This is a genomic window from Pseudomonas sp. 30_B (assembly GCF_017491605.1).
Classification (GTDB): Bacteria; Pseudomonadota; Gammaproteobacteria; order Pseudomonadales; family Pseudomonadaceae; genus Pseudomonas.
Genome location: NZ_JAFGYY010000014.1, coordinates 107,925 through 123,311 on the forward strand (window position 1 = coordinate 107,925; position 15,387 = coordinate 123,311).

17 protein-coding genes are annotated in these 15,387 nt (G+C 66.4%); 9 read left to right on the forward strand and 8 right to left on the reverse strand.

What is annotated here, in order from left to right; all coding sequences use genetic code 11:
* Nucleotides 1-36: 36 nt before the first annotated feature.
* Nucleotides 37-759: an ABC transporter substrate-binding protein gene (locus J5M67_RS16915; protein WP_207886494.1), complete on the reverse strand. Its 723-nt coding sequence runs from the start codon at nt 757-759 to the stop codon at nt 37-39.
* Between the two features lie 153 nt (nt 760-912).
* On the opposite strand from J5M67_RS16915, the gene dnaX reads away from it, so the two are divergent.
* From dnaX to recR, 3 genes are all read left to right on the forward strand, one after another.
* On the forward strand, nt 913-3,060 hold the full coding sequence (gene dnaX, locus J5M67_RS16920) for a DNA polymerase III subunit gamma/tau (protein ID WP_207886495.1): 2,148 nt from the start codon (nt 913-915) through the stop codon (nt 3,058-3,060).
* 39 nt (nt 3,061-3,099) lie between these two features.
* The gene (locus J5M67_RS16925) at nt 3,100-3,426 is read left to right on the forward strand and encodes a YbaB/EbfC family nucleoid-associated protein (protein ID WP_017516839.1); all 327 of its coding nucleotides are present in this window, start codon (nt 3,100-3,102) and stop codon (nt 3,424-3,426) included.
* Between the two features lie 220 nt (nt 3,427-3,646).
* On the forward strand, nt 3,647-4,246 hold the full coding sequence (gene recR / locus J5M67_RS16930) for a recombination mediator RecR (RefSeq protein ID WP_015477774.1): 600 nt from the start codon (nt 3,647-3,649) through the stop codon (nt 4,244-4,246).
* Here the strand turns inward: recR and J5M67_RS16935 are convergent.
* Nucleotides 4,243-4,722 carry a GNAT family N-acetyltransferase gene (locus J5M67_RS16935; RefSeq protein WP_207886496.1) on the reverse strand — a complete coding sequence of 160 codons (480 nt, stop codon included), beginning with the start codon at nt 4,720-4,722 and terminating at the stop codon, nt 4,243-4,245. The two genes, recR and J5M67_RS16935, sit on opposite strands and share 4 nt — an antisense overlap.
* Complete coding sequence (locus J5M67_RS16940) at nt 4,710-5,153, reverse strand: rhodanese-like domain-containing protein (protein WP_207886497.1); 444 nt, start codon at nt 5,151-5,153, stop codon at nt 4,710-4,712. Before J5M67_RS16940 ends, J5M67_RS16935 begins: the two co-directional genes overlap by 13 nt.
* Nucleotides 5,154-5,246: 93 nt before the next feature.
* Between J5M67_RS16940 and ftrA the strand changes: the two genes are divergently transcribed.
* Entirely contained in the window at nt 5,247-6,215 is a 969-nt protein-coding gene (gene ftrA / locus J5M67_RS16945; protein ID WP_207886498.1) for a transcriptional regulator FtrA, read from the forward strand.
* Between the two features lie 76 nt (nt 6,216-6,291).
* Nucleotides 6,292-7,431 carry an acyl-CoA dehydrogenase family protein gene (locus J5M67_RS16950; protein WP_207886499.1) on the forward strand — a complete coding sequence of 380 codons (1,140 nt, stop codon included), beginning with the start codon at nt 6,292-6,294 and terminating at the stop codon, nt 7,429-7,431.
* A 38-nt stretch (nt 7,432-7,469) separates the two neighbouring features.
* On the opposite strand, the gene J5M67_RS16955 is transcribed toward J5M67_RS16950, so the two are convergent.
* Together J5M67_RS16955 and J5M67_RS16960 are read right to left on the reverse strand one after the other, a co-directional pair.
* A complete protein-coding gene (locus J5M67_RS16955) occupies nt 7,470-8,438 on the reverse strand; it encodes an AraC family transcriptional regulator (protein ID WP_207886500.1) in 969 nt (322 codons plus the stop codon).
* The gene (locus J5M67_RS16960; RefSeq protein ID WP_207886501.1) at nt 8,438-8,971 is read right to left on the reverse strand and encodes an OsmC family protein; all 534 of its coding nucleotides are present in this window, start codon (nt 8,969-8,971) and stop codon (nt 8,438-8,440) included. The genes J5M67_RS16955 and J5M67_RS16960 overlap by 1 nt, the downstream gene beginning before the upstream one ends.
* A gap of 181 nt (nt 8,972-9,152) precedes the next feature.
* Between J5M67_RS16960 and J5M67_RS16965 the strand changes: the two genes are divergently transcribed.
* Together J5M67_RS16965 and J5M67_RS16970 are read left to right on the forward strand one after the other, a co-directional pair.
* Nucleotides 9,153-9,425, forward strand: a complete 273-nt coding sequence (locus J5M67_RS16965) for a DUF4242 domain-containing protein (RefSeq protein ID WP_207886502.1) — start codon at nt 9,153-9,155, stop codon at nt 9,423-9,425.
* A gap of 29 nt (nt 9,426-9,454) precedes the next feature.
* A complete protein-coding gene (locus J5M67_RS16970) occupies nt 9,455-10,267 on the forward strand; it encodes a class I SAM-dependent methyltransferase (protein ID WP_207886503.1) in 813 nt (270 codons plus the stop codon).
* A 265-nt stretch (nt 10,268-10,532) separates the two neighbouring features.
* On the opposite strand, the gene J5M67_RS16975 is transcribed toward J5M67_RS16970, so the two are convergent.
* Both J5M67_RS16975 and J5M67_RS16980 read right to left on the reverse strand, forming a co-directional pair.
* Nucleotides 10,533-11,423, reverse strand: coding sequence for an SDR family oxidoreductase (locus J5M67_RS16975; protein ID WP_207886504.1), 891 nt, complete (start codon nt 11,421-11,423; stop codon nt 10,533-10,535).
* A complete protein-coding gene (locus J5M67_RS16980; protein WP_207886505.1) occupies nt 11,420-12,961 on the reverse strand; it encodes an NAD(P)/FAD-dependent oxidoreductase in 1,542 nt (513 codons plus the stop codon). The genes J5M67_RS16975 and J5M67_RS16980 overlap by 4 nt, the downstream gene beginning before the upstream one ends.
* A gap of 115 nt (nt 12,962-13,076) precedes the next feature.
* On the opposite strand from J5M67_RS16980, the gene J5M67_RS16985 reads away from it, so the two are divergent.
* Nucleotides 13,077-13,772, forward strand: coding sequence for a TetR family transcriptional regulator (locus tag J5M67_RS16985; RefSeq protein ID WP_207886506.1), 696 nt, complete (start codon nt 13,077-13,079; stop codon nt 13,770-13,772).
* A gap of 28 nt (nt 13,773-13,800) precedes the next feature.
* Complete coding sequence (locus J5M67_RS16990) at nt 13,801-14,196, forward strand: GFA family protein (protein WP_207886507.1); 396 nt, start codon at nt 13,801-13,803, stop codon at nt 14,194-14,196.
* Between the two features lie 158 nt (nt 14,197-14,354).
* Here the strand turns inward: J5M67_RS16990 and J5M67_RS16995 are convergent, their stop codons facing one another.
* Nucleotides 14,355-15,185, reverse strand: coding sequence for a metal-dependent hydrolase (locus tag J5M67_RS16995; RefSeq protein ID WP_207886508.1), 831 nt, complete (start codon nt 15,183-15,185; stop codon nt 14,355-14,357).
* Nucleotides 15,186-15,387 lie beyond the last annotated feature (202 nt).

Sequence of the window (15,387 nt, forward strand, 5' to 3'; positions counted from 1 at the left end):
ATCCCGCCAGTGTCCAGCGCCTCAGCGGCCGTCACTTCAACGATAGTGGCTGAGGATTCGCTCGATCTCTCCAGAAGCCTTCAGCGCCGCGAGGGCCGAGAGAACCTCGTCGGCGGGGGCGTCCGGGCTGTCCAGCACCAGGCAGGACAGCGGGGTTTCCTCGATGATGCTGGCAATCGTCAGGCGCTGGTTCTGGGGGAGCGCCCGGTTGAACCAGTCCAGGGCGATTTCGCTGCTGATGGCGTACTGATAGCGGCCAATCTGCAGCTTTTTCAGCACCAGTTCCTGGTTGCGCGCTTCGTCGCGGGTTGCCCGGTCGCTGTCCAGCACCGGCTGCAGGCGCGGGTAGTGATAGCCGAGCACAGTGCCGATGGCCTGGCCGGAAAGGCTCTGCAGGTCGCCCTTGAGGCCGTCGCGGCTGACCAGCAGGTCGCGCTGCGTCATCAGTGGCACGCTCCAGCGGTAATCGTGGAATTCGTGTTCGGTCCAGGCCGGCGCGACATAGCAACGCACGTCGATCTGGTGGCTGAGCAGGGCCTGTTCCACGCGAGCGCGCGGCAGGAGATGGAAGACCGGCTCGCGATGCGCCTGGCGGGCGGTTTCGGTGAACAGTTCGTAGAGAATACCGCCGGTCAGCCTGCCGTCTTCGATTCGGGCCAGGGGCATTGCCCAGCTGTCGACCACCGAGAAGCGCAGGGGGCGATCCTCGGCGAGGGTGACGGCAGAGCTGAACAGCAGGACGATGGCGAGCAGGCGCATCAAGGCTCCGATGGCGGCGTAGTGGCGACACAATGCCTGTACGGATCGGGCCTTGCCAAGATGTACCAACGGCCAGAGCCGACATCGGGTGCAATTTACGGTCCGCTTCGCTAGGATTAGCCCACTTCTGCTCACCTGTCGCGATGGATATCAATGAGTTATCAGGTTCTTGCCCGCAAATGGCGTCCGCGTTCGTTCCGCGAAATGGTCGGCCAGACCCATGTGCTCAAGGCCCTGATCAACGCGCTGGACAACCAGCGCCTGCACCACGCCTACCTGTTCACCGGTACCCGTGGCGTGGGCAAGACCACTATTGCGCGCATCCTGGCCAAGTGCCTGAACTGCGAGACAGGTGTCAGCTCGACGCCGTGCGGGCAGTGCTCGGTGTGTCGCGAGATCGATGAAGGCCGTTTCGTCGACCTGATCGAAGTCGACGCCGCCAGCCGCACCAAGGTCGAGGACACCCGCGAGCTGCTCGACAACGTGCAGTACTCGCCGACCCGCGGTCGCTACAAGGTCTACCTGATCGACGAAGTGCACATGCTCTCCAGCCACAGCTTCAACGCCCTGTTGAAGACCCTGGAAGAGCCGCCGCCCCACGTGAAATTCCTGCTGGCCACCACCGACCCGCAGAAGCTGCCGGTCACCATCCTCTCGCGCTGCCTGCAGTTCTCCCTGAAGAACATGCCGCCGGAGCGGGTGGTGGAGCACCTGACCCACGTCCTGGGCGCCGAGAACGTGCCCTTCGAGGAAGACGCCCTGTGGCTGCTCGGCCGTGCCGCCGACGGCTCCATGCGTGATGCCATGAGCCTCACCGACCAGGCCATTGCCTTCGGTGAGGGCAAGGTACTGGCCGCCGACGTGCGCGCCATGCTTGGTACCCTGGATCATGGCCAGGTCTACGGCGTGCTCCATGCGCTGTTGGAAGGCGACGCCCGTGCGCTGCTCGAAGCCGTGCGCCACCTGGCCGAGCAGGGCCCCGACTGGGGCGGCGTGCTGGCTGAAATGCTCAATGTGCTGCACCGCGTGGCCATCGCCCAGGCGCTTCCCGAGGCGGTGGACAACGGCCAGGGCGACCGCGATCGCGTGTTGGCGCTGGCTCAGGCGTTGCCCGCCGAGGACGTGCAGTTCTACTACCAGATGGGCCTGATCGGCCGCCGCGACCTGCCGCTGGCGCCCGACCCCCGTGGCGGCTTCGAGATGGTGCTGCTGCGGATGCTGGCTTTCCGCCCGGCCGATGCCGAGGGCGCGCCCAGGTCGCCACTAAAGGAGCTGGGGATCAGCAAGGCCACGGCTGATTCCAACCCGAACCCAGTGGCCGGCGCCGCCGTTGCGGCGCCGGTTGCATCCATTGCTCCGCCGCCCGTAGTACCTGCGCCGGTCGCTCCTGTAGCGCCGGCCGCTGAGGTTGCGCCGGCTGTTGCTGCGCCCCAGTCTCAGGCGGCTCCGGCTCCGGCTCCGGCTCCGGCTCCGGTCGTGGAGGCAGCGCCTGTTACTGCTCCCGCGCCGGTGGTCGAAGCGGCCCCGGCTCCGGTCGAGCCGCAGCCGGAAGTGGTCGCCACGGCAGAGCCTGCCGCTCCGGCCGTCGAAGTGCTGCCGCCGGTTGCCGAAGCGCCGGTCGACCTGCCGTGGGACGAACCTGCTGCGCCGGTCGCCGCCGCCCCCGCGCCAGTCGAGCCTGCTGCACCTGCGCTTGCCCCCGTAGTTGCAGCGCCTGCTCCGGTACAAGCCGCAGCAGCGGCTGCGGTCGTGCCCGAAGCCCCGGCCGAGGACGACGACCGGGACGAAGAACCGCCGCCCGCCGAGGACTACTACGAAGTCGACATGGAGTCCTACGGCTACCTGGAGAACGAAGCGCAGCAGGAAGCCGCCGAGCCGGAACCCGAGCCCGCCGCCATGCCCGCGACCGGGCTGGCCGCCGAGTGGCTGGAGCTGTTCCCGCGCCTGGGCCTGGCCGGCCTGACCGCCAGCATCGGCGCCAACTGCACCCTGGTGGAGGTGGACGGCGACCGCTGGCACCTGCACCTGGACCCGGGGCAGAGCGCGCTGTTCAACCCCAACCAGCAGCGGCGCCTGAACGATGCGCTGAACCAGTTCCATGGCCGTACCCTGGCCCTGCAGGTGACCGTGCAGAAGCCCGAGCAGGAAACCCCGGCCCAGGCCGCCGCACGCAAGCGTGCCGAGCGCCAGCGCCAGGCCGAGGCGTCCATCGCCGCCGACCCCTATGTGCTGCAGATGAAACAACAGTTCGCCGCGGTCGTCCGCGACGGTACTATCGAACCCCTGGAAGCAAAGGCGTGACAGCCTGCGCCTACGACTGAACGAATCGAGGAACTCGACATGATGAAAGGTGGCATGGCCGGCTTGATGAAGCAGGCCCAGCAGATGCAGGAAAAGATGCAGAAGATGCAGGAAGAGCTGGCCAACGCCGAAGTGACCGGTCAATCCGGCGCCGGCCTGGTGAGCGTGGTGATGACCGGTCGCCACGACGTCAAGCGCGTCTCCCTGGATGACAGCCTGATGCAGGAAGACAAGGAAATCCTCGAAGACCTGATCGCCGCTGCGGTGAACGACGCCGTGCGCAAGATCGAGCAGAACAACCAGGAGAAGATGTCCGGCATGACCGCCGGCATGCAGCTCCCGCCCGGCTTCAAGATGCCTTTCTGAGTTCGTTCGGGCCGCCCATGCCTGGCGCATGGCGGCGTTGCCGTCGGGTTCGGAATCCTCATGTGCTACAGCACACTCCGGTTCCTCACCCGACGGCGCCTTGCCCTGCTTGGGCCTGAGCGGCCCGTTGCCCGATTTCTTCTCTCCCTGTTTTTGGGTTCGCGAGCCCGCTCGCTCCTACAGTCGTTCCAACCCTCGAAAAATATCCTGAGACCGTCCCATGAGCTTCAGCCCGCTGATCCGCCAACTGATCGACGCCCTGCGCACCCTGCCCGGAGTGGGGCAGAAGAGTGCCCAGCGCATGGCGCTGCAGCTGCTGGAGCGTGACCGCAGCGGCGGCCTGCGCCTGGCCCAGGCGCTGACCCAGGCGATGGAAGGCGTTGGCCACTGCAAACAGTGCCGCACGCTGTCCGAGGACGAGTTCTGCCCGCAGTGTTCCGATCCGCGCCGTGACGACAGCCTGCTGTGCGTGGTTGAAGGTCCGCTGGACGTGTTCGCCGTCGAGCAGACCGGCTATCGCGGCCGTTATTTCGTGCTCAAGGGGCACCTGTCGCCGCTGGATGGGCTCGGCCCGGAGGCCATCGGCATTCCCGAGCTGGAAGCGCGGATCAAGGCCGGCAACTTCAGCGAGATCATCCTCGCCACCAACCCCACGGTGGAAGGCGAGGCGACCGCCCACTACATCGCCCAGCTGCTCGGTGGCGGCGACCTGGTGCTGTCGCGCATCGCCCACGGCGTACCGCTGGGCGGCGAGCTGGAGCTGGTGGACGGCGGCACCCTGGCCCACGCCCTGGCGGGGCGCCGGCCCATCAGCGGCTAACGGCCGGCAAGGCGCAACAGCGCCCGGTCATCCATCCCATAGGCAATCCATTTGCTTTCACGCCGGCCGCCCAGGCGCGAATAGAAGCGCTCTGCCGCGTCATTGCCGGCCAGCACGTCCCACAGCAGGCGGCCCGCGCCTTGCTCCAGCGCCCAGTGCGCTACGCGCCGCAGCAGCTGTTCGCCTACGCCGTTGCTGCGCTGTCCCTGGACGACATACAGCTCCTTGAGTCGAACGCTCGGGCGCAGGTCGAAGGTGAAGGGAAGGCTCTGGATGACGGCGTAACCGCAGAGTGACTCGGTCTGGGCGACGAACACCTGGCATTGCGCTGCCGCGCCGAAGGCGCGGTTGAGCAGGGCGTCGGCGTCCACCGCGAAGTCATCGAGATAGCCTTCGAACTCCGCCAGTGCGCGCATCAGCTCCAGCACGGCCGGGACATCGTCCGGCCGTGCTTCGCGAATGGTCAGCAGGCGCACGAGATGCCTTCTGCCTGGCTGCACTGCTCATCGCCCTCGGCACCGACCAGCGTCAGTCCTTCGTCGAGCCAGCCGGTCACCCCGCCGATCATCTCCTTCACCGGCAAGCCCAGCGCGGCGAGCTTCGCGGCGGCGCGGTGCACGCCGTTGCAATGCGGCCCGGCGCAGTAGACGACGAACAGGGTGCCCGGCGGGTACTGCGCCATGCGCCGTGCATCGATCTCGCGGCTCGGCAGGTTCAGCGCTCCGGGTACGTGTCCACGGGCAAAGGCGGCGGCGTTGCGCACGTCGAGCAGGACGAAATCCTGCTCGCCGTTCTGCAGGGCGTGGTTGACGTCCGAGCAATCGGTCTCGAAGGCCAGCCGATGGCTGAAGTGGGCGAGGGCGTCGGCGGGCAGGGCGGCGGGGAACTGGCTGACGAGGCTGGGCATGGCAGGGCTCCTGTGGAAGTTGGGGGCACTGTATGTCGCCATCCGAGTCGGCTACAGTGGCGGCCTGGACAGTGATCGGAAGTTTTCCGCCAAATGCTGCGCAATCCCCTGGAAGTGGCCGTGCTCGCCTACGACGGCCTGTGTACCTTCGAATTCGGTATCGCCGTGGAGATCTTCGGACTGCCGCGCCCCGAGTTCGATTTCCCCTGGTATCGCCATCGCGTCGTTGCTGTCGATGCCGGGCCGATGCGTGCCATGGGCGGCATTCAGGTTCTGGTCGATGGCGGGCTGGAGGCGCTCGACAAGGCCGGCACCATCATCGTGCCCGGCTGGCGCGACCGTGCCGAGGCGCCGTCCGCCGAACTGGTGCGGGCGCTGTGCAAGGCTCGCGACGAAGGCGCGCGGCTGCTGTCGATCTGCTCCGGTGTCTTCGTCCTGGCCGCCAGCGGGTTGCTCGACGGCCGGCGGGCGACCACCCACTGGCGCTACGCCGAGGAATTGGCGACGCGCTTTCCCGCCATCGAAGTCGATGCCCAGGTGCTCTACGTGGACGCCGGGCAACTGATCACCTCCGCCGGCAGCGCAGCGGGTATCGACGCCTGCCTGCACCTGGTGGCGCGGGACTTCGGTACGCAGGTTGCCAATACCGTGGCGCGGCGCCTGGTGATGTCGCCGCAGCGTGGTGGCGGCCAGGCGCAATTCATTCCCGCACCGGTCGCACAGGCGCCCCGGCATGACCTGGCGGGGCTGCTGGACTGGGCCCGGCAACGATTGGACCGGTCGATCTCCGTCGGTGAGCTGGCGAGCCGCGTGGCCATGAGCGAGCGCACCTTCCTGCGCCGTTTCAGCGAGGCGACCGGCATGACGCCCAAGGCCTGGCTGCAGCACGAGCGCATGCTGCGCGCCCGCGAACTGCTGGAGAGCAGCGGCGACAGTGTCGAGCGGATCGCCGAACAGTGCGGCTTCGGCACCGTGGAAAGCTTCCGCAATGCCTTCCGTAATGCGGCGGGTGTGGCGCCCTCGGCCTATCGGGAACGGTTCGGGGCGGCGCATCTGTCCTAGCCGATGGCGGGTGTCTCGCCTTGTAAACCAAGCAAGCGCTCGGTAAGTTTTCAGGCAAATCGTCTGGAGCCTTGCCATGTCCGAGTACTTCAATGACAGCCACCGCCTGGTCCGCGATAGCGTAAGGCGCTTTGTCGAGCGGGAAATCCTGCCCCACGTCGCCGACTGGGAGGAAGCCGAGGAGTTTCCCCGCGAGCTGTACCGCAAGGCGGGCGAGGCCGGCATTCTCGGCATCGGCTACCCCGAGGCGCTGGGCGGCAGCCACGAAGGCGACCTGTTCGCCAAGGTGGCGGCCAGCGAAGAGCTGATGCGCTCGGGCTCCGGCGGCCTGGTCGCCGGGCTGGGCTCGCTGGACATCGGCCTGCCGCCGCTGATCAAGTGGGGCCGTCCGGAGTTGCGCGAGCGCATCGCGCCGCAGGTACTGGCCGGCGAGAAGATCATGGCGCTGGCGGTCACCGAGCCGTCCGGCGGTTCCGACGTGGCCAGCCTGAGGACCCGCGCCGTGCGCGATGGCGACCATTACCGCGTGAGCGGCAGCAAGACCTTCATCACCAGCGGCGTGCGCGCCGACTACTACACCGTGGCCGTGCGCACCGGCGGCGATGGTTTCGGCGGCGTCAGCCTGCTGCTGGTGGAGAAGGGCACGCCGGGCTTCACCGTCAGCCGCAAGTTGAAGAAGATGGGCTGGTGGGCGTCCGACACCGCCGAGCTGTTCTTCGACGACTGCAAGGTGCCGGTGGAGAACCTGATCGGCGCCGAGAACATGGGTTTCGCCTGCATCATGGCGAACTTCCAGAGCGAGCGCCTGGCGCTGGCGATCATGGCCAACATGACCGCGCAGCTGGCGCTGGAGGAGGCACTGGCCTGGTGCCGCGAGCGCGAGGCATTCGGCAAGCCCATCGGCAAGTTCCAGGTGCTCAAGCACCGGCTGGCGGAGATGGCCACGCAGGTGGAGGTCTCCCGCGAGTTCACCTATCGCCAGGCGGCGAAGATGGCCGCCGGCAAGAGCGTGATCAAGGAAATCTCCATGGCCAAGAACTTCGCCACGGATGTCGCCGACCGGGTGACCTACGATGCGGTGCAGCTGCTGGGTGGCATGGGCTACATGCGCGAGAGCCTGGTGGAACGGCTGTATCGCGACAACCGAATCCTCTCCATCGGCGGCGGCACGCGGGAGATCATGAACGAGATCATCGCCAAGCAGATGGGGTTGTAGGAGCGGGCCATGCCCGCGATCGCGCGCATGGTGCGCTACTACACGCGGGCGCCGGCGCTCTGGTTGCGTCGCCATGCCGCTGGCGGGCAGCCATATTCACGGCGAAAGGCGCGGCTGAAGGCAGTATCCGTCTGGTAGCCGACATCCTCGGCGATGCGCGCCAGCGGAGCGTTGCTGCCGCGCAGCAGGTTGGCCGCCAGAAGCATCCGCCACTGGGTCAGGTACTGCATCGGCGGGCAACCGACCAGGCACTGGAAGCGCTCGGCCAGCACCGAGCGTGAGGTACCGGCGCAGCGGGCCAGCTCTTCCAGGCTCCAGGCGTGGGCAGGTGACTTGTGCAGCTCGCCGAGGGCGGAGCCGACGATGCGGTCGTGCAGTCCGGCCAGCCAGCCGGTGCGCTCTTCACCCTGCTGCGCCATGTACAGGCGCAGCACTTCGATGAACAGTACCTCCGCCAGCTTGGCCAGCACGCCAGCCCCGCCGGGCCTGGGCGAGCGCGCCTCGGCCAGGGCGTACTGAACCGAGGACTCCAGCCAGGCGCCCGCGTCGGACCCGCGCACGTTGACCTTCACCAGGGCCGGCAGGCCCGCCAGGAGCAGCCGCGCCAGGCGGGCGTCGCAGGCCAGGTAGCCGCACACCAGGCGGGTCGTCGCGCCGCCGCCACCGTAGGCCAGTTGCCGGGGACGCCGTGCGAGCACCGCTTCCAACTGCGCGCCTGTGGCGGGTGGCACGCCGGGCTGCGAGGTCATGCGGTGCGCATGCCCCTGGGGGAACAGCACCGCATCGCCCGCCACCAGTCTCACCGGTTCGGCCTTGCCCATCTCGACAAAGCATTCGCCTTCGGTGATCAGGTGGAAAATCACCAACTGCTCGGCGCCGGGCTCCAGCAGCTCGATCACCGAATCGGCGCGCGGTGATTGGTAGCACCAGGGCGCGGTGAAGCGGGCATTGATGAAGATGGCGCCGATCAGGCGTACCACCCGCAGGGTTTCCGACAGCGCGTCCATCAAGCGGCTCCGCTGTCGATGTCCAGGCGTACTACCACCGCTTCCGTCATCGCGCCCAGCACGGGAGACACGCCCATGGCCTGTTCGACGAGATCGCGCACGGCCCGGTCCTCGACGTTGGGCACGCGGATGCGCAGTCGCAAGTGGATTGCCAGTGGCCCGGGGGGCACTCGTTGGCCGTCTTCACGGCAGAGGCCGAGCAGGCCATGCAGGTCGGTTTCGCTGGTGACGTCCGCCTCCAGCCGCTCAGGTTGCATCCCGCGTTCGGCGGCGAGCATGGCGATACGTGTGACGGCGCAGGACGCCAGGGCTGCCCGCAGCAGCCAGCCGGGGCTGACCTGCGCGCCATTGCCGCCCAGTTCCCGGGGCAGGTCGGTGTACACCATGTTGCCGTCCGGATGCAGCACGCAGGTCCTGCCCCCGCCTTCCCAGAGGGCGGTGGCAGGGACGTCCCTGATCCGGGCGACAGCCGGGCGCTGGCGCACCAGACGTTCGAGACGCTGCTGGGCGTCAAGGAGGGTGTCCGAGCTCATGGGGTGCTCCTCGGGGCCGGGGCTTCTCCGAAGTCTGGGCGTGAAAGCGAAGCCGTGACGGGCCGCCGGACGATCGGGCAGGGAAGGCCGACGCTGGAGCAGGACGGCAACCGGACCCCGGCGCAGTATGAAGGTGCGGGAGGTTGTGGTCCCCGACGTTTCCCACCCACCGGAGAATGTCATGCCCAAGTTCGTTATCGAGCGCGAAATTCCTGGCGCCGGCGCCCTGTCCGAGCGCGATTTCAAAGCCATCGCGCAGAAGTCCTGCAAAGTCCTGAACCAGCTCGGCCCACAGATCCAGTGGCTGCACAGCTACGTGGTCGACGACCGCATCTACTGCGTGTACATCGCGCCCGACGAGGCCACCGTGCGTGAGCATGCGAGCCTGGGCGGATTCCCGGCCAACCGGATATCGCAGGTCGTCAACATCATCGACCCGACCACCGCCGAATGAGCGCGCCTGCACTGCCTGGAGATGCACAGATGAGCACCGCCGTAGACCTCAATGCCCTGAAACAACGCCAGATGGCCACCTGGGCCAGCGGCGACTACGCCGTGATCGGTACCACCTTGCAGATCGTCGGCGAGCGCCTGACCGAAGCCTGCGACCTGCTCTGCGACGAGCGGGTGCTGGATGTCGCCGCCGGCAACGGCAATGCGACCCTGGCGGCGGCCCGGCGCGGTTGCCGGGTCATGTCCACCGACTATGTGCCGCGTCTGCTGGAACTGGGCGCCGAGCGTGCCCGCGCCGAGCACCTGGACGTGGAGTTCCGCGAGGCCGATGCGGAAGCCTTGCCCTTCGAGGCGGGCAGCTTCGATGCCGTCGTCTCGACCTTCGGCGTGATGTTCACCCCGGACCAGCCGAAGGCGGCTGCCGAGCTGGCGCGGGTCTGCCGCTCCGGCGGGCGCATCGGCCTGGCCAACTGGACCCCGGAAGGCTTCATCGGCCAGTTGTTCAAGGTACTTTCGGGCTACGTGCCGCCGGCCGCCGGTGTGCGTCCGCCGTCGGCCTGGGGGCGGGAGGAGCATCTGCGCGAGCTGTTCGGTGATTCGATCAGTGAGCTGCGTGCCTCGCGGCAGATCTTCAACTTCCGCTATCGCTCGGCGGCGCATTTCATCGAGGTCTTCCGCGATTGGTATGGCCCGCTGCACAAGGCCTTTGCCAGCCTGCCGGATGCCGAGGCGAAAGGGTTGGAGCGCGACCTGACCCAGTTGCTGGAGGCGAGCAACCGTGCCGGTCCGTCGTCGCTGGTGGTGCCCAGCGAGTATCTGGAGGTGGTGCTGGTGCGCCGCTGAAACAAAAAACGGCGCCCACCCGGGGGTAATGGGTGGGCGCCGGCCCGAGAGGGGAAAAGGGACTCTTCGAACCTGTTTACGATCTGCTGCGCGTCGGCATAACTGCGTTAAAAACAGGCTCGGACTGCTCATTTACAGCTCGTAAACTCCGCGTCCTCGCCTGTTTGATTCGCTGGCGCTCACCCTTCGGGCCAGCCTTCGGCTGTTACTCCCGTTGGTCGTTGCACCTTGTTCTGCTCTAGCTCGCGAGATCGTCAACAGGTTCTTACTTGGCCTCGTACCCTTCAGCGCCGTGCTTGCGCTTGGGCTTGGGAGCGAAGCGCTTGGCCAGTTTCATGCTGCCGGTGACCACCTTCTGGTACCAGACCGGCAGCAAACGCAGCATCAGGTCGATGGCATGGGCGTCCGGGCCGATCAGGATGCGCCGCGAATCGCGCTCCACGCCGCGGATGATCACCTGCGCAGCCTTCTGCGGCGTGGTGCGCAGCAGCTGGTCGTTGAACTGGCTGCGCGCAGCTTCCGCGTTCTGCCCGGTGACCTTGATCATGCTGTCGTTCATCCGCGCGGTCTTGGCGATATTGGTCTTGATCCCGCCGGGGTGCACGCAGCTGGCGGAGACGCCGACGCGCTCCATGTCCAGTTCCTGGCGCAGCGACTCGGTGAAGCCGCGCACGGCGAACTTGGTGGCGTTGTAGGCGCTCATGCCCGGCTGGGAGAACAGGCCGAACACGCTGGAGACGTTGACGATGTGGCCGTCACCGGAGGCCTTCAGGTGCGGCAGGAAGGCCTTGGTGCCGTAGACCACGCCCCAGAAGTTGATGTTGGTGATCCACTCGTACTCCTCGTAGTCGCTGGCTTCCACGGTGCCGGCATGGGCGACGCCGGCGTTGTTGAACATCAGGTTGACCTTGCCGTGCTCGCGGGCGGCCTTGTCGGCCCAGGCGTGCACCTGCTCGCGGTCAGCGACGTTCACCGTGTCGATGGACACGCGCACGCCGCTGGACGTGAGCAACTGGCGGGTTTCTTCCAGGCCGGTGGCATTCACGTCCGCCAGGGCCAGGTGGCAGCCACGGGAGGCCAGTTCCACGGCCAGGGCGCGACCGATGCCGGAGCCCGCGCCGGTGATGGCGGCGACTTTGTTCTCGAAGTTCTTCATGCCGGCACCTCCTCGGCGTGGCGTTGCGGTTGGACGACGGGGCTGCTCAGGGGCTTGGCTTTCAGATGGTAGGCGGACGGGTCGAACTGCCGGGTCAGGGCGCGGAAGCGCCAGGTGAAGCCCGGCCACAGGGTGCAGTTGCGTCCGCTCACCGGGTGCAGGTACCAGCTCTTGCAGCCGCCGGTGTTCCACACGCTGTGGTTCAGGCCGCGCTGCAGCTTCTCGTTCCAGCGCTCCTGCACGTCTTCCTTCACTTCGACGCTCTGCAGTTCGCGGCGATCCATCAGCTTGATGGCGCCCAGCACATAGGCGATCTGCGATTCGATCATGTAGACCATGGAGTTGTGGCCCAGGCCGGTGTTCGGGCCCATGAGGAAGAACAGGTTGGGGAAGCCGCGGGTCATGGTGCCCTTGTAGGCTTCCGGGCCGTTCTTCCAGGTGTCGAGCAGGTCCACGCCGTTCTTGCCGAACACCACGCCGCGCGGGATCGGGTCATTGGCGGTGAAGCCGGTGCCGAAGATGATGGCGTCCACGGGGCGCTCGCGACCGTCGCTGGTGACGATGCTGCCGGCCTTGATCTCGCGGATGCCGTCGGTGATCACCGAGGAATTGGACGCTGCCAGTGCCGGGTAATAGTTGTGCGACATCAGCACGCGCTTGCAGCCGATGGTGTAGTCCGGGGTCAGCTTGCGGCGCAGGTCCGGGTCCTTGATCTGCTGGCGGATGAAGCGTTCGGCCAGCTTGCCTACCAGCTTCATCGCCCAGGGCGCGAAGGTGAAGCCCAGCACGCGGCCTTCGAGCAGGCTGTAGAGCGCGCCGCGCCAGAGTTTCTGCACCGCCGGGAAGTGGCGGAAGCGCGCGCGTTCCTTCTCGCTGATGGCGCGGTCCGGCTTGGGCAGGATCCACGGCGCGGTGCGCTGGTAGAGGTCGAGCTTGGCCACCAGCGGCTGGATTTCCGGGACGAACTGGATGGCCGAGGCGCCAGTACCGATTACTGCGACGCGCTTGCCCTTGAGGTCATAGTCGTGGTCCCACTGCTGGGAGTGGAAGGCCTTGCCCTGGAAGTTCTCCAGGCCCTTGAGCGCCGGGATCGACGGGATCGACAGGGCGCCCATACCGGAGACCACGGCCTTGGCGGTGTAGTGGTTGCCGGCGGCGTCGAACAGGTGCCAGAGCTGCTGACTGTCGTTCCACTCGAAACGCGCCATCTCGGTGTTGAGCAGCGTCTTGTCTTCCAGGCGGTACTTCTTCCAGCAGTTTTCCAGATACGCGCGGATTTCCGGCTGGCGGGCGAACATGCGCGTCCAGTCCGGGTTCGGCTCGAAGGAGAAGGAGTAGACGTGGGATTGCACGTCGCAGGCGCAGCCCGGGTAATTGTTGACCCGCCAGGTGCCGCCGACGCCGGCGTCCTTTTCGAACAGCAGGAAGTCGTTCTCGCCTTCCTGCTTCAGGCGGATCGCCATGCCCAGCCCGGAAAACCCGGTGCCGATGATGGCGACCTTGCAGTGTCTCGGGGCAGTCTTTGGTTGGGTACCCATTGCCAAGCTCCTGTTATGATTATTGCTGGCGTATACAACTGTCTACGTGGTGTGAATGTAGACACCTGTATACTTTGCGAACAACCAACCTTCGGTGGGGCCGGGCGCCAGACTCATGGAAATCGGACAGGAAGAACGCCCGGCGGAAGCCGCGGGCAAACGGGCGCTGATCGATGCGGCGCTGCGCCTGGCATCGAGCCGACGCAGCCTGAGCAGCCTGGGGCTGCGGGAGCTGGCGCGGGAAGCGGGGCTGAACCCGAACACCTTCTACCGGCACTTCGACGATGTGGACGACCTGGGCCTGGCGATCATCCGCGACATCTCCAGCCAGTTGCGTCAGCCGCTGCGTGACCTGCGCCGGGAAGCCGCCGAGCGCGCGCAGCCGGGGCAGGGCGCCGCCAGCGTGCCGTTCGGCCTGGACCTGGAGCGCGGCCTGCGGGTGACGCGGGAAACCGTGCGGCTGTTCTTCGACTTCGTCGAGAGTCACCCGGAGGCCTTCGTCATCGGGGTGCGTGAACTGCACGGCCCTTCGCCGGTGCTGCGCGCGGCGCTGGCGCGGGTGATGGACGAGTTCGGCGAGGACATGGCCGAGGACATCCGCCAGTTCCATCTGCTGCCGGATGTCGACGAGGGCGAGTTGAAGCAGTTGTCGCGGTCGATCAGCCGGCAGTTGTTCCAGCAATCGCTGGACTACCTGGAACGGCCGCCTGAGCAGCGCGGGGAAGTCTGTGCCCTGGCCGGGCGACAGATCCTGTTGCTCTTTACCGGTGTCGCGGTGCTGCAGACCTTCGGGATGCTGGCTAGGCTCTGAGTCTCTTTTGCCGTATCGGGAGATCGCCATGTTGCCCTTGCCCCTGTTGGGCGGCTGCGCCTGCGGCGCAGTGCGCTACCGGGTGGATGCCGAGCCTACGGAGACCGGTTATTGCCACTGTCGCATCTGCCAGAAATCCAACGCTGCGCCGGCGGTGCCCTGGGCGGTGATTCCGCTGTCGGGGTTCCAGTATCTGTCCGGCGAGCTAGGAATGTGGCGCTCGAGCGAGGAGGGCGAGCGGCGCTTCTGCGTGAAGTGCGGTACGCCGATGGAGTTTCGCGTGCGCGACGGCGATACGGTGGGGATCAATTACGTGACGCTGGATGACCCGGGGCTGATCGAGCCGCAGTGCCATGTGTGGTGTTCGTCGCGGCTGACCTGGTTCGACACGAAAGACGATCTGCCGCGTCGCGCTGAGGGCTAGCCGGCATTCGTAGGAGCGGACTCTGTCCGCGATAGGTTCGCATCGCGCCGGACGACATCGCGGACGGAGTCCGCTCCTACGCAGAGATAGCCTTGGGTGCATCGGGCTGAATGTAAAACGCCAGGCATTGCCTGGCGTTTTCATTTGCACACTAGGGATCAGCCCGCGAAGTCCAGCTGGTTCTTCCAGCGGGTTTCCAGCGCCTTGGTGTCATGGTCGAAGGGGTGGAATCCGGGGCGGAAGTAGTCCAGCCACGGGCGGATCAGGTTGACGAAGTAGCCGCGGCGTGGGTGCAGCAGCACGCCCAGGCCATGTTTCCAGCTGCGCCAGTTGAACAGCTGGCCGTCGCGGCGCAGCAGGTTGATCTGGAAGCCGGCGATGACGCTGAGGAAGATCACGGTGGTCAGCAGCATCACCGCGGTGCGGGTGAAGTAGCCGCCGTAGACCTGCTGATAGACGTCGTAGGCTACCGCCTTGTGCTCGTTCTCCTCGACGGCGTGCCACATCCACAGCTTGTACATCTTGTCCGACTTCATCTGGCTGCTCAGGTCTTCGCGCTTGAGCAACTGCTCGGCCATGGTCGCGGTGAAGTGTTCCAGGGCGCAGGTGATCGCCAGCTGGTGCTTCCTGGTGGTGACCTTGCTGATGCTCTCCAGCAGCACCTTGATGCGCAGCTCCAGGGTTTCCAGGTCGATCCCGTGTTCGTCGGCGTACTCGTTGTAGGCTGCGTGTTCCTTGGAGTGCATGGCCTCCTGGCCGATGAAGGCGCTGACGTCCTTCTGCAGCTGCGGGTCCTGGATGCGCTCGCGCACGGCGCGCACGCTGTCGACGAAGAACTTCTCGCCGTAGGGGAACAGCGAAGACAGGTTATTCATGAAGTGGGTCATGAAAGGTTGCCTGTCCCACCAGTACTTCGGCGTTTCGCTGAAGCTGAAGTCCATGCGGCGGACCGGGAAATTGGCGCGGATCGGCGTGGTGCTGGCGTTCATGACTAACTCCTTGTTGTTGTGCGGGCTTGGGATGCTGGAGCGCGCGCTTGGCAGGTGCCGCGACTCGGGCAAGCCCTGTCGTTAGTTCGCTATGCCACCTCGGAATGTGTCATTAGCTGATGTCATGTTCGGAGTCTTGTCTGACAATCGCCAGGTCATATGCGGCCATGGCTGGGTCGAATCAGGCCAAACCGGCCATGAC